Genomic DNA, 13,911 nt, shown 5'->3' with positions numbered 1-13,911 from the left:
GCGCACGGGCCCCTTGCCGGTTCAGCGGCTGTCTCAGCCCTGGTCGCGGCGGCGCAGGAAGCGCTCGAACTCCTGGGCGATCGCGTCGCCGCTGGCCTCGGGGAGATCGGCGGTGTCCTTGGCCTCCTCCAGCTTGGCCACGTAGGCGGCGATCTCCGGGTCCTCCTCGGCCAGATCGTCCACCCCTCGCTCCCACGCCTCGGAGTCCTCGACCAGCGCGTCCATGGGCACCGTGATCCTCAGGAGGTCCTCGAGCCGGCGCAGCACGGCCAGCTGCGCCTTGGGGGAGGGAGACTGGGCCACGTAGTGCGGCACGGCGGCCCACAGGCTCAGCGAGGGGATCCCGGACATCGAGGCCAGGTGGCTGAGCACTCCGACCACGCCGGTGGGGCCGTCGTAGTCCGAGCCGGTGATCTCGAGCTCCTGCTGCAGCTCCTCGGTCTCCGAGGTGACGGTGATGGGGATCGGGCGGGTGTGCGGCACATCGGCCAGCAGCGCCCCCACCATCACCACGAAGTCCACCTCGAGCTGGGTCGCGTGCTCCAAGATCTCGGCGGCGAAGCTGGACCACCGGTACGACGGCTCCCAGCCGTGCAGCAGGATCAGATCCAGGTTGGTCCCGGGCACCGAGGCCCGCAGCATCCGCGTGGTCGGCCACACGATCCTGGACTCGCCGGTGGCGGAGCGGACAATGCGCGGACGCGAGTACTGGTAGTCGTAGTACTCATCGGGGCTGACCTCGAAGTCCTCGACCGCGCCGAAGGCCTCGGCCAGCAGCTTCACGGCATCCGTGGCCGCATCGCCGGCGTCGTTCCAGCCTTCGAAGGCACCGATCAGCACCCGCACGCGCTCGCCCGATCCGGCCTCCTGCACGATGCCGAACGGGCCCGCCTCGGGCTGGGGGAAGGTCTTGTCGAATCCGCTCACGCGACTCACTGTACGCGCGGGGCCTGCGGTCCGCCCGGCCGGGGAGCCCGCTGCTCGCCGTGAGCGCACACGATCACTTCACAGGCGCGGTACCGGTCCGGGGCAGGGCGAGCCGATAGGATCCCAGCATGCTTCCGACGAGTCCCGATCCAGCGACAGAGACCGCTTCCGCCGCCGCGGCCTCCGCGCGCCCCCACGCCGTCCTGTGGGACATGGACGGAACTCTCGTGGACACCGAGCCGCACTGGTTCGCCGCCGAGGCCGACCTCATGGGCTCCCACGGCCTCGTCTGGACGGATGAGGACTCCCTGAGCGTGGTCGGCGGAGACCTCGAGGAGACCGGGCGGATCATGGTCCGCGCCGGGATCCCGCTGAGCGTGCGCGAGGTCGTCGACGCCCTGTGCGAGCGCGTGGCCGCAGGTGTGCGCCGCGAGCTCGAGCTGCGCCCCGGGGCCCTGGAGCTGCTCGTGGCCCTTCGGCGCGAGGGCATTCCCACAGCGCTGGTGACCAACTCCGAGTCCCCGGTGGCCGATGTGGTCGTGGAGAAGCTCGGCGTGATCGCCGCCTCCGGCGAGGACCCCGCCATCAGCTGGGACGGCCCGCTGTTCGATCTGATCGTCACGGGCAACATCGGTCTGCCGGTCAAGCCGGATCCGGCCCCCTACGTCTTCGCCGCCCGTCGGCTCTCCGCCCTGGTCTCCGAGCGCCAGGAGAACCCCGAAGAGCTGAGCATCCGCCGGATGGTCGCCATCGAGGACTCGCTGACCGGCATCCGCTCTGCCATCGGCTCCGGGGCCTTCGTCCTCGGGGTGTCCAACCTGATCGACATCTCGGATGTGGACCTGGACCGGGAGGTCGGCTCCCTGAGCGAGGTCACCCCGGCAGCGCTCGGGACCTGGGTCGACGAGCGCGAGCGGCGCCGCCCGTGACGAGGGCGCCTTCCGGCAGCGCAGCGCCGGCGTCCCAGCCGCGGCGGCGGAGGGGCTCGCGCGGGTCCGTGCCCCTGGGGCGCATCGCCGGGATGCCGCTGCACCTGCAGTCCTCCTGGCTGATCATCAGCTTCCTGGTCGTGCTCCTCTACGGCCCCGTCCTGCGCCGGTCGATGCCCGAGCTCGGCCTCGGCGCCTACGCGGTGGCCCTCGGTTTCTGCCTTCTGCTCGGAGTCTCCGTGCTGCTGCATGAGCTGGCCCATGCCGGTGCCGCCCGAGCCTTCGGCTGGCCCGTGGATCGGATCGTGCTCTCGATCGCCGGCGGGCACACGGCCTTCGGGCGCACGAATCCGCGCTGGTGGGCGTCCACGGTCGTGTCGGTCGTGGGTCCGATCGTGAACCTGCTGATCGCGGCGGTCGGATTCGCGCTGCTGCCCGGGCTGGGGGAGGCCGCGCAGGTCGACGGCGCCATGGTTGCCCGCATCGGCTGGTCAGTGCTGTCGCTGACCTCGACCGCCAACCTCCTGGTGGGCTTGTTCAACCTCGTCCCGGGCCTTCCGCTGGACGGCGGCAGGGTGGTCGAGGGCCTGGTGTGGGGACTGACCGGCAGCGAGCGGATGGGCACCGTGGCCGCGGCCTGGACGGGTCGGCTGTGCGCCGTGGCGATCGTGACCGCAGTGCTGCTGCTGGGGATGTGGCAGCGTCCCCTGAGCCTGATCGTGGCGGGTCTGCTCGTGTGGATGCTGGTCTCCGGCGCCGCGGATGGCCTGCGGCGCTCGAAGGCCTCGGCGGCCATGGAGGGCCGCACCGCCCTGGGCCTGAGCCAGCCGGCGGTCGGCATCCCCGCCGGGCAGAGCCTGCGCGCCGTCGAGCAGACCGCAGCCCAGCTCGAGCCCGGCACCTCGGTCGTCGGGATGGAGGACGGCATCCCCGTGGGCGTGCTCGACGGCGGCCGGCTCAGCGCCGTGCCGTCCCACGAGCGCGCGGCCTCCCCGCTGAGCCGCGCCCTGCTGCCGATCCGCCCGTCGGCGATCCTGCCCGAGGAGCTCTCCGGCCACGACCTGCTCGAGGCTGCGGTGCGCTGCGCCAGCCCGGTGATGGTCGTCGTCGATGCCGAGGGCACCGTGATCGGCACCCTGTCGGCGGCGCGTCTGAATGCCGAGCTCGAGCGATCCGGGCTGATCCGCCCGGACGGCTCGGCACGCTGAGCACGAGGCACCCGGCTGACGCCAGGCAAGCGGCGCAGCCGCACCCCTCTTCCAGGAGCCTGAGAACTGCCGACGCCCGTCGGTCCCGAGCCTGAGACCTGTGGGCGCCGGTCGCGGTCGGCCGGTCGAGCGCGGTGATGCGACAATGTCCGTCGCCGAAGCCCCGCAGGGCCTCGGCCCCGAATCCTCGAAGCCGCCACCGGCGCACCCGTCCCGTGCTCGTGCAGCGAGCTCTCCCGCCAGCGAAAGGCAGTCCATGACCGAGGCCAGCACCCCCACCAGCTCCCCGCAGACCTCCGGCGAGCGCGCCCACGGCCCCTCCGGGGCGATCAACCGCCGCGGGCCCATGCGCGAGGGCGAGCGCATCCAGATCATGGACGACCGGGGCAAGCTGACCACGATCACGCTCACGGCCGGGCAGGAGTACCAGACCCACAAGGGCGTCCTGCCGCACGATCTGCTGATCGGGCAGCCCGAGGGCACCGTGGTCGAGAACTCCGTGGGCATCGCCTACCAGGCCCTTCGCCCGCTGATGAAGGACTTCGTGCTGTCCATGCCGCGCGGTGCCGCGGTGGTCTACCCCAAGGACGCCGGGCAGATCGTCACGATGGGCGACATCTTCCCGGGCGCCCGCGTGGTCGAGGCCGGCGTGGGCTCGGGAGCCCTGTCGATCGCGCTGCTGCGCGCGATCGGCGACGAGGGCAGCCTGCACTCCTTCGAGCGCCGCGAGGAGTTCGCGGAGGTCGCCCAGGGCAACATCGAGACGTTCTTCGGCGGAGCCCACCCCGCCTGGCGGCTGAGCATCGGCGATCTGGCCGAGGAGCTCGGCCGGCGCGAGGAGCCCGGCAGCGTGGACCGCGTGGTGCTCGACATGCTGGCGCCGTGGGAGTGCCTGGATGCCGTCGCGGGGGTGCTCGTCCCCGGCGGCGTGGTGATCTGCTACGTGGCCACGGTGACGCAGCTGTCGCGGGTGGCCGAGGCCATGCGCGCCGACGGGCGCTACACCGAGCCCGACGCGCACGAGACCATGGTCCGCGGCTGGCACGTGGAGGGCCTGGCCGTGCGCCCGGACCACCGCATGGTCGCCCACACCGGGTTCCTGATCACCGCCCGTCGCCTGGCCGACGGCGCCCGCCGGCTGGCGCCCAAGCGGCGTGCGTCGAAGTCCGAGTACACCCAGGAGGACCTGCAGGCCTGGACCCCGCTGACGCTGGGGGAGCGCGAGGTCACGGACAAGAAGGCCCGACGCGCCAGTCGCGACGCCCGCCACCTGGCCGATCGCGCCGCGCAGGCGGATGCCCAGGCGCGTCAGGATCCGCAGGACTGAGCTCCGGCCAACTGCGCCGCCAGTGTCGGCACAGGCGGCATTCAGCCCCGACCGATAGCCTGTGCGCCGACCACCGGTCCGTCCTGGGAAGCCGCCTCGCTTCCGGGATGACCCCACCGAGATGCCGCCCCTGGTCGCGGCCTGGAGGAACACGTGCGCAAGCCCCTGCTCGTCACCGGAACCGCGATGTCCGCAGCCCTGCTCCTGGTGGGCTGCTCGGGAGGCGGAGGACTGCGCTCCGTCGAGATGACGGATGAGGACCGCGCCGCCGGTGAGGCCCCCTCGATCGACTACGAGACCCCCATCAAGGTCGAGGGCAACGAGACCAAGGTCCTGGACGAGGGCGACGGCGAGGACATCGACCCCGGCGACACCCTGATGGTCCAGATGTCGATCTACAGCGGCGGCGACAAGTCGGAGCTGGGGGAGTCCTACTCCCAGCGCGCCGGTCAGGTCCTCACCTTCGACGATGACCTCAAGGAGCGGGTCCCGGAGCTCTACGAGGCCATGGAGGGCATGAAGGTCGGCGGCGTCGTGGCCTACTCCTCGGACGCCACGGCCGGGCAGAGCGGCACCGAGGGCGATGACTCCACCGCAGTGGAGGTCTACGAGATCATCGACGAGGTGCCCAGCGGCATCGACGGCGAGATGAAGGAGTCTCCCGACGGGCTGCCGGCGGTCACCGAGGGGGAGGACGGAGCCCCGCAGATCGCCAAGCCCGAGGGCAAGGCCCCGTCCGAAGTCACCTCCGAGTACCTCATCGAGGGCGACGGCGAGGAGATCGGCGAGGGCGACACCGTCGTGGCCGACTATGTCGGCGTGCGCTGGGAGGACGGAGAGGTCTTCGACTCCTCCTACGAGTCCGGCTCCCCGGCGGCTCTTCCGCTGGACACCATGATCCCGGGCTGGGCCGAGGCCCTCGAGGGCAAGAAGGTCGGCTCGCGGGTCATCATGTCGATCCCCGCCGAGAAGGCCTACGGCACCGCTGAAGAGCTCGGCGAGGACTCCGAGTACCCGGCCGGCGACCTCGTGTTCGTGGTCGACCTGCTGGCCTCCTACGACACCCCCGAGCCGGAGCCCCTGCCCGATCCCACCGCCTCCGTGGTCAACGAGGGCGACGGCGCGGAGGTCGAGGACGGCGACACCCTGCTGGTGCGCACCTCGCCGGTCGCGGACGGCGAGCCGCAGCAGGAGCAGGACCAGGTCATGCGCATCGACGACGACCTGGCAGAGAGCGATCAGTTCCTCCACGACCAGCTCGCCGACGCCAGGGTCGGGACCTCCGTGGACATCACCTCCAGCGCCGACGACGGCACCGGGCAGGTCCAGGAGACCACCGTGCGCTACACCGTCCAGGAGATCCTGCCGGACTCGCCCGAGGGCGAGATGGCCGCCAGCACCGACGGCCTGCCGCAGGTCTCGGAGGGCGAGAGCGGCACCCCGCAGATCGAGAAGCCGTCGGGCGAGGCGCCGGATGACGTCGTCACCCAGACGCTGATCGCAGGCGACGGCGCCGAGGTCAAGGCCGAGGACACCGTGGCGGTGGACTACGTCGGCGCGCGCTGGGAGGACGGCGAGGTCTTCGACTCCTCCTACGAGCGAGGCGTCCCCACCGCGTTCCCGCTCTCGGCCGTGATCCCGGGCTGGTCGGAGGGTCTGGAGGGCCAGAAGGTCGGCTCGCGCGTGCTGATCTCGATCCCCGCCGACAAGGCCTACGGCACCCAGGAGGAGGTCGATGCCGACGGCAGCGGCAGCCCCGCCGGCGACCTGCTGTTCGTCGTGGACATCCTCGGCGCCACCGAATCCGCCGAGCAGCCGGAGGCGCCGGCGACCGGCGACGCGACGGACGGTTCGGAGGATTCCGCGACCGCCGACGACCAGGCGTCCGCCGAGGGCTGATCCGCAGGCCGCTGATGGTCAGGTCCGGCTATCCTGGTCGCACAGTCCGCGTCGCATCGCTCCAGGCCGTGCGACCGTCGATCTCCCACCCCAGAGATCCTGCAACCGAACCCCCAGGAGGAAACCGTGTCCTTCGGACAGCGAAATCTCGACCGCTCCAAGCCCGAGGTGGACTTCCCCGAGGGCGATGCCCCCACCGAGCTCGTGTCGATCGACCTGATCGAGGGCAAGGGCGCTGTGGCGGAGCCCGGCAAGCAGGTCTCCTGCCACTACGTCGGCGTGGCCCACTCGACCGGCGAGGAGTTCGACGCCTCGTGGAACCGCGGCCAGCCGCTGGACTTCACGGTCGGCATCGGCCAGGTCATCGAGGGATGGGACCAGGGTCTGCTGGGCATGCGCGTGGGCGGACGCCGTCGTCTCGAGATCCCGTCGTCCATGGCCTACGGGGAGCGCGGCGCAGGCGGCGCCATCGGCCCGAACGAGGCCCTGATCTTCGTCGTCGACCTCGTCGACGTGCGCTGACGCAGCAGTGCCTGCCGACCAGCGCCGACGCGCTACGGAGCGTCGGCTGAATCTGATGCTCGCGCTGCTGTACCGCGAGCGGGGCTACACCCGCGCGGAGCTGCGCGGGGTCGTGCCCGACTACCAGGAGGCCACGACCGACAGCGGCTTCGAGCGGATGTTCGAACGCGACAAGCAGGAGCTGCGCGCCCTGGGCTTCCCGATCGAGGAGGTCCCGGAGTCGCTGCTCTTCGAGGACGACGCCACCTTCCGCTACCGGATCCCGCGCGGCTCCTTCACGCTGCCTCCGCTGCGATTCACCGCAGAGGAGACGGCTGTGCTCGGCCTGGCCGCCAACGCCTGGACCGAGGCGTCGCTGGGCACCGTGGCCAGGCGCGCCCTGCGCAAGCTCGAGCCCGTGCTGGAGGCCTCGGCCGTCCAGGACGAGCCCTCGCCCATGATCCAGCCCACCGTCACGGTCCAGGAACCGGCCTTCGCTCCGCTCATGGAGGCCGTGCTGCGTCACCGCCAGGTGCGCTTCGACTATCTGGCGGCCTCGACCGATGAGCAGACGCATCGTCGGCTCGAGCCGTGGGGCGTCGGCTCCCGGTTCGGCTCGTGGTACGTGACGGGCTGGGACCTGGACCGCCAGGCCGAGCGCACGTTCAGGCTCTCGCGCATCGTCTCCGAGGTCCGAGCCACCGCCCAGACCTTCGAGCCCCCGGCCGGGTTCTCCATGAACGACCGCCTGGATGCGCTCGAGGCCTCACCGGCACTGGGATCGGTCGCCGTCGACGTGGCCCCGGGCCGAGGCCAGATGCTGCGACGCATGGCCTCTGCCGAGTCGCTGGGCGCCGGGACCGATGGCCGAGACCGCCTGCTGGTGCCCGTCACCGAGCCGGAGCGCGTGGCCGACGAGGTCGCCGCCGTGGGCCCGGACGCCTTCATGCCGTCGCCGGAGCTCGCGGACCTGCCGGAGGCCGACCCGCTGGACGCCGAGCTCGGCGCCGCAGATCCGCTGGAGGCCCTGCTGCAGCCGGGCCAGCCCGAGCCGCGGCTGCAGACCCGCGTGCGCGCCAGCGTGCTGCGCCGCCTGCGCGGGGCGGCTCAGTTCCAGCAGCGCCTGCGAGGAGCCGAGGTCGACTGGAACCGCCCCTCGCGGCGCTCCCGGCGCACCTCCACGTCGTCGTCGGAGCACCTGGCGCGGCTGCTCGAGATCGTGCGCTACGTCTACGGGCACCAGGGCGTGGACATCAGCGAGGTCGCCGAGCACGTCGAGGTCGACGTCGACCAGGTGGTCGAGGACCTGGGCCTGCTCTTCGTGTGCGGACGTCCCGGGCACACCCCGGATCAGCTCATCGAGGCCTCCTGGGACGGCGGGCCGGTCAACGTCTCGAACGCCGAGGAGATCTCGGACCCGGTGCGCCTGACCCAGCCCGAGGCCGCCGCGCTGATGATCGGGCTGCAGACGCTGCGCTCCCTGCCCGGGGAGCAGACCCCGGCCATCGACTCCGCGCTGCGCAAGGTCGCCGAGGCGGCGGGGGAGCCGGCCACGGTCGTGGATGCCGTCGGTGCGCGGGCGGACACCGCACTGGCCGCGGCCTCCCTGGAGGCGGCCGGCCACGACGAGCCCGAGCCGCTGCCGGAGATCACTGCGTGGTCGGCCGCCCAGGACCCGATCGACTCGCTCGTGGATCTGGTCCGCGGGGCGATCGACGACCGACGCCGTGTGCGGATCCAGTACATCGTGGCCTCGCGCGACGAAGTCACTGAGCGGGAGATCGACCCCCTGCACCTGACCTCGTCCAACACCTACTGGTACGTGATCGCGTGGTGCACCAAGGCGCAGGCGCTGCGCGAGTTCCGCCTGGACCGCGTGCGCTCGGCCCTGGTGGTCGGCGATGCCGAGGTCCACGAGGACCCCGCCTCGCGTCCGCAGTTGCGCCCCCGGGACCCAGCGCTGTCCGCCGAGACGGAGATCGCCCTGGTCACCGACCGCCGCAGCCGTTGGATCGCCGATCAGTACCGGGCCACGCGCACCGCGGTCGTCGAGCTGCCGCCGCTGGAGGGGGTGGCCGCGGAAGAGGCTGCCGTCGAGGAAGCCCCCGCCGCTCGAGGGCGAGGCGGGCGCCCGCCGGTCGAGTTCGAGGCCGCGCAGATCTCCTTCACCACGGCGGAGCAGGCCTTCTCGCTGGTCACCCGCTACGGCGGGCAGCTCGGCGCGCTGGCCCCGCCGCCGGTCGTCCAGGCCGGGGAACAGTGGGTGAACACCGCCATGGCCCCCTATCTGGAGGCGGCCGATGATCAGGAATCGGAACTAGGGTGAGCGTCATGTCCTGGTGGATGTGGCTCCTGCTGTGGACCGGGCTCGTGCTCGTCGCGGCAGTGTTCCTGGCGGCACTGCTGTGGTTCGCCTGGCGGCGGCTTCTGGCCGCACTGGGCGAGCTCGACAGGCTGGGTGCCGTGATCGAGCGGGTGGGGTCGCGGCATCCCTCTGGGTCCGCCGGGCGGACCCGGAGCCTGGCGGTGCGGGGCGCGTCGGACGTGTTCACGCCGGTGCGCGAGGCCAGGCTGAAGTATCGTGAAGACAGTCACAGACGACGCTCCGAGCGCGTCGAGCGCCGCATCGCGCGGCGGGCGCTGAGAGCTCAGCCGCAGAGGGTCCAGGACCTGCACGCGGCACGAGGAAAGGAACTCCCGAATGGGTAAGCTCTTCGACAACCCGATGTTCATCGTCCTGATCCTGCTGGTCATCGTCCTGCTCTTCGGGGCTCCCAAGCTGCCCGGAATGGCCCGCAGCCTCGGCCAGTCCATGCGCATCTTCAAGTCCGAGGTCAAGGAGATGAAGGACGACGGCAAGGACTCCAAGGGGGAGAACGAGTCCACGATCGTCGACGGCGAGACCGTGCGCGAGTCCGGGACCAGTACCAGCACGGGCACGAACGGCTCCACGGCGGCGGACAGCGCCTCGAACTCGGACGGCACCGTCCGATGACCCCGGGGCTCACCGCCCCGTCAGCTGACCTCCGGGCCGAAGTCCCTGCGGACTCCGGCCCGGTTCGCCTGCCGCGGCGAGTCCGTCGCCGCGGCCCCCAGGGAGATCGACGATGACCGAGATGCAGCCGGAGAAGCCCGCCGGGAGGCCCTCAGCAGCGGATCGGCGCGAGCAGCGCCGCGTGCGCAGCCGCCGCCGCAACCCCCAGGCGCAGATGGCGCTCACCGAGCACCTGCGCGAGCTGCGCAACCGCCTGATCAAGGCGGCCATCGGACTGGTGGTCGGCATGATCCTGGGCTTCGTGGTCTACAACCCGTTCATGTCCTACATCACCGAGCCGCTCACGGCGGTCGCGGAGGCCCAGGGACAGGAAGCGGCCGTCAACTACAACTCGGTCGGCGGTCCGTTCAACCAGATGGTCCAGGTCGCGCTGACCCTGGGCGTCATCATCTCCAGCCCCGTCTGGCTCTACCAGATCTGGGCGTTCATCATGCCTGCGCTGCAGAAGAAGGAGAAGCGCTACGCCTACGGCTTCCTGCTCGCGGCGGTCCCGCTGTTCCTGACAGGCTGCGCCGTGGCCGTGCTCGTGCTGCCCACCGCAGTCATCGCGCTGACGTCGTTCACGCCCACCGGCGGCACCAACCTGATCGGCGCCGACGTCTACGTCACGTTCTTCATGCAGCTGATCCTGACCTTCGGCATCTCGTTCGTGCTGCCGGTGCTGCTCGTGGGCCTGAACATGCTCGGTCTGCTCAAGGGCCGGACCATCCTGCGCTCATGGCGCTGGGTCGTGATCATCGTGCTGATCATCTCGGCCATGGCGGCGCCGGGGCCGGACATGATGACCATGTTCTACCTGGCCGTGCCGCTGCTGCTGCTGTTCTTCCTGGCGGTGGCGCTGTGCCTGCTGCTCGACCGCCGCAAGGCCAAGCGGGCGGCGGCTCGGGAGGCCGAGACGGGTCTCGGCGCAGACAGCGCGACCTCTGCTGAGGACCTCAGCGCCATGGGGCGCACCGACGAGAAGAGCTGACCCGATCCGATCGGTCTGCCTCATCGCGGCGTGCCTGCCGGCGGCCGCAGCACCCGACAGCCCCGCACCCGCTCCGGCGGACGCGGGGCTGTCGTCGTCGGGTCGTAGGGTGGGGGCATGTCCAGTCCAGCCGAGCGATACATGGCAGCCAAGGCCCGCACCTCCGAGGCCAGGACCTACCGCAGCCGCTTCGCGGCCAGCCTGGACTTCGAGCTCGACGACTTCCAGATCGAGGGCTGCCGTGCGCTCGAGGAGGGCCGCGGCGTCCTGGTCGCAGCACCCACCGGCGCCGGCAAGACCGTCGTGGGGGAGTTCGCCGTCGACCTGGCGCTGCATCGCGGGCAGAAGGCGTTCTACACCACGCCCATCAAGGCGCTGAGCAACCAGAAGCACTCGGACTTCGTGCGCCGCTTCGGTGCCGAGCGCGTGGGGCTGCTCACCGGCGACACCTCGATCAACTCCGAGGCGGACGTGGTGGTGATGACCACCGAGGTCCTGCGCAACATGCTCTACGCGGACTCGCCCACCCTGAGCAACCTCGGCTTCGTGGTCATGGACGAGGTCCACTACCTGGCCGATCGCTTTCGCGGCGCCGTGTGGGAGGAGGTCATCATCCACCTGCCGCCGCACGTGCAGATGGCCTGCCTGTCCGCCACGGTCTCCAACGCGGAGGAGTTCGGCGATTGGCTGGGTGCCGTGCGCGGGGAGACGGACGTGGTGGTCTCCGAGCACCGTCCGGTGCCGCTGTGGCAGCACATGCAGGTCGGCACCGAGCTGATGGACCTGTTCGTCACGGACACGGTCGAGCAGGCCGCCGAGAAGGCCGAACGGCTCGAGCGAGCGCGAGAGGCCGGGCTCGAGGCCCGGATCGAGCCACCGGCGGTGAACCCCGAGCTGCTGCATCTGGCCCGCTCCCAGGCCTCCGGACGGCGTGGTCCGGGTGGGCGGTCCCGAGAGCGCATGCGCCAGAAGAACGGCCGAGGGCGCGGCGGGCACGGACGAGACGACCGCGGCGGCTCCATCCCGCGCATCAGCCGCCCGCACCTTCTCCGACAGCTGCAGAGCGAGGGCCTGCTGCCGGCGATCACGTTCATCTTCTCCCGAGCCGGCTGCGACGACGCCGTGACCCAGTGCCTGGCCGCCGACCTGCAGCTGACTACCGAGGCCGAGCGGCGCACCATCCGCGCTGTGACCGCGGAGGCGGCCGCCTCGCTCAACGACGCCGATCTGGACGTCCTCGGCTTCCGACAGTGGCGGGACGGCCTGCTGCACGGCGTGGCGGCCCACCACGCGGGGCTGCTGCCGCTGTTCAAGGAGGTCGTGGAGGAGCTGTTCACCCAGGGGCTGATCAAAGCCGTGTTCGCCACCGAGACCCTGGCGCTGGGCATCAACATGCCGGCGCGCTCCGTGGTGCTCGAGCGCCTGGACAAGTTCAACGGCGAGGCCCGCGTGGACATCACGCCGGGGGAGTACACCCAGCTCACCGGACGCGCGGGGCGCCGAGGGATCGACGTGGAGGGCCACGCGGTCGTGCTGTGGCGGCCCGGCACGGACCCCCAGGCCGTGGCCGGGCTGGCCTCCAAGCGCACGTACCCGCTGAACTCGAGCTTCCGGCCGACCTACAACATGTCGGTCAACCTGATCGCACAGTTCGGCGCCCAGCGCACCCGCGGGATCCTGGAGTCGTCGTTCGCCCAGTTCCAGGCCGATCGCTCGGTCGTGGGCATCGCCCGGGAAGTGCGCCGCAATCAGGAGGCGCTGGCCGGCTACGAGGAGTCCATGACCTGCCACCTGGGCGACTTCACGGAGTACGCGGCGCTGCGCAGAGAGCTCAAGGACACCGAGAAGTCGGCCGAGAAGGCCCGCTCGCACGCCCGGCGCACGGAGGTCGCGGCATCGCTGCAGGACCTGCTGCCCGGCGATGTGGTGGACATCCCCACTGGCCGCAACCGGGGCTTCGCCGTGGTGGTCTCCCCGGATCCGCACTCGCCGCAGCCGCGGCCGTCGATCGTCACCCACGACGCCCACCTGCGACGCCTGGGCGCTCAGGATCTCGAGGGTCCGCTCGAGCCGATCTCGCGCATCCGTCTGCCCAAGCGGATCGCAGTCTCCTCGCTGAAGGAGCGCAAGGTCATCTCCGGGGCCATGCGCTCCGCGCTGCAGGAGGGCGTGCCTCCGCGGACGGGAGGCCGCAGCGATCAGCCGCGCTTCGCCCGCGGCGGCTCGGGCTCGGAGGCGCGCATCACGGAGCTGCGCCGGCGCCTGCGCGAGCACCCCTGCCACGGCTGCAGCGACCGCGAGCAGCACGCCCGCTGGGCCGAGCGCTGGGAGCGGCTGCGCCGCGAGACCGACCGCCTCATGCGCCAGCTCGACGGACGCACGAACGCGGTGGCCGCCCGCTTCGACCGCATCACCTCGGTGCTGCACGAGCTCGACTACCTCGAGCGCCGTGACGACGAGCTGCGGCTGACCCCGGCCGGGCAGAGCCTGCGGCGGATCTACGGCGATCGCGATCTCCTGCTGGCCATGGGGCTGCGCGACGGCATCCTGGACGGGCTGGACCCGGCGTCCATCGCCGCTGTGGCCACGGTCTTCACGTACCAGGCCAAGCGCCAGGACGCCGGTGCGCGGCCGCGACTGCCCTCCGCCAAGATCGAGCAGGCCGTCGCCACCGCCGTGACGCACTGGACCCGGCTGACCGATCTGGAGGAGCAGCACCGCGTCGATCAGACGGCCGAGCCCGAGCTCGGCATGGTCGGACCCATGCACCGCTGGGCCCGCGGCGGCTCCCTGCGCGCCACGCTCGAGGACACCGAGCTGGCGGCCGGCGACTTCGTGCGCTGGACCAAGCAGGTGATCGACCTTCTCGATCAGGTGGCCTCGATCCGCGGCCTCGACGCCCAGACACGCACCGGCTGCCAGCGCGCCGTCGACCTGATCAGACGCGGCGTGGTCGTCCAATCCGTCCTCGAGGACCCTGAGCCCTGAGCCGCACCGAGCACCGACCGGCCCCCGCACCGATCTGCAAGAGCGCTGACCGGCTCGCAGCAGTGACGGGCACGGAGCACTGAGCCGTCCGCCGGGCGTGCCGAGTC

General features: G+C 71.5%; 11 protein-coding genes. 10 read left to right on the top strand and 1 reads right to left on the bottom strand.

The features are described from left to right. Positions 1-33: 33 nt before the first annotated feature. The gene (locus OVA15_RS04550) at positions 34-927 is read right to left on the bottom strand and encodes a PAC2 family protein (RefSeq protein ID WP_206390207.1); all 894 of its coding nucleotides are present in this window, start codon (positions 925-927) and stop codon (positions 34-36) included. Between the two features lie 128 nt (positions 928-1,055). Between OVA15_RS04550 and OVA15_RS04545 the strand changes: the two genes are divergently transcribed. The 10 genes from OVA15_RS04545 to OVA15_RS04500 all read left to right on the top strand — a co-directional run bounded on the left by OVA15_RS04545 (position 1,056) and on the right by OVA15_RS04500 (position 13,804). Beyond that, entirely contained in the window at positions 1,056-1,856 is an 801-nt protein-coding gene (locus OVA15_RS04545; RefSeq protein ID WP_268143375.1) for an HAD family hydrolase, read from the top strand. Between the two features lie 68 nt (positions 1,857-1,924). Beyond that, the gene (locus OVA15_RS04540) at positions 1,925-3,064 is read left to right on the top strand and encodes a site-2 protease family protein (RefSeq protein ID WP_006215718.1); all 1,140 of its coding nucleotides are present in this window, start codon (positions 1,925-1,927) and stop codon (positions 3,062-3,064) included. A gap of 256 nt (positions 3,065-3,320) precedes the next feature. Further along, positions 3,321-4,391: a tRNA (adenine-N1)-methyltransferase gene (locus tag OVA15_RS04535; RefSeq protein WP_053447415.1), complete on the top strand. Its 1,071-nt coding sequence runs from the start codon at positions 3,321-3,323 to the stop codon at positions 4,389-4,391. A 153-nt stretch (positions 4,392-4,544) separates the two neighbouring features. After that, the gene (locus OVA15_RS04530) at positions 4,545-6,290 is read left to right on the top strand and encodes an FKBP-type peptidyl-prolyl cis-trans isomerase (RefSeq protein ID WP_268143372.1); all 1,746 of its coding nucleotides are present in this window, start codon (positions 4,545-4,547) and stop codon (positions 6,288-6,290) included. Between the two features lie 126 nt (positions 6,291-6,416). Then, positions 6,417-6,812, top strand: coding sequence for an FKBP-type peptidyl-prolyl cis-trans isomerase (locus tag OVA15_RS04525; RefSeq protein ID WP_268143370.1), 396 nt, complete (start codon positions 6,417-6,419; stop codon positions 6,810-6,812). Positions 6,813-6,867: 55 nt separating this feature from the next. Then, positions 6,868-9,117 (top strand): WYL domain-containing protein, encoded by a 2,250-nt coding sequence (locus OVA15_RS04520; RefSeq protein ID WP_268143368.1) that lies wholly within the window; start codon positions 6,868-6,870, stop codon positions 9,115-9,117. Beyond that, positions 9,114-9,500, top strand: coding sequence for a hypothetical protein (locus OVA15_RS04515; protein ID WP_268143366.1), 387 nt, complete (start codon positions 9,114-9,116; stop codon positions 9,498-9,500). The genes OVA15_RS04520 and OVA15_RS04515 overlap by 4 nt, the downstream gene beginning before the upstream one ends. After that, the gene (gene tatA / locus OVA15_RS04510) at positions 9,493-9,786 is read left to right on the top strand and encodes a Sec-independent protein translocase subunit TatA (protein ID WP_006215712.1); all 294 of its coding nucleotides are present in this window, start codon (positions 9,493-9,495) and stop codon (positions 9,784-9,786) included. Before OVA15_RS04515 ends, tatA begins: the two co-directional genes overlap by 8 nt. Positions 9,787-9,898: 112 nt before the next feature. Next, positions 9,899-10,816 carry a twin-arginine translocase subunit TatC gene (gene tatC / locus OVA15_RS04505; RefSeq protein ID WP_082803378.1) on the top strand — a complete coding sequence of 306 codons (918 nt, stop codon included), beginning with the start codon at positions 9,899-9,901 and terminating at the stop codon, positions 10,814-10,816. A gap of 117 nt (positions 10,817-10,933) precedes the next feature. Continuing rightward, entirely contained in the window at positions 10,934-13,804 is a 2,871-nt protein-coding gene (locus OVA15_RS04500; RefSeq protein WP_268143361.1) for a DEAD/DEAH box helicase, read from the top strand. Positions 13,805-13,911: the final 107 nt, after the last annotated feature.

It is taken from the genome of Kocuria sp. SL71 (assembly GCF_026672465.1).
In the GTDB taxonomy this organism is placed as follows: domain Bacteria; phylum Actinomycetota; class Actinomycetes; order Actinomycetales; family Micrococcaceae; genus Kocuria; species Kocuria palustris.
The sequence above is the reverse complement of the archived record's forward strand: the minus strand, read 5'-3'. Positions and strand labels throughout refer to the sequence as shown.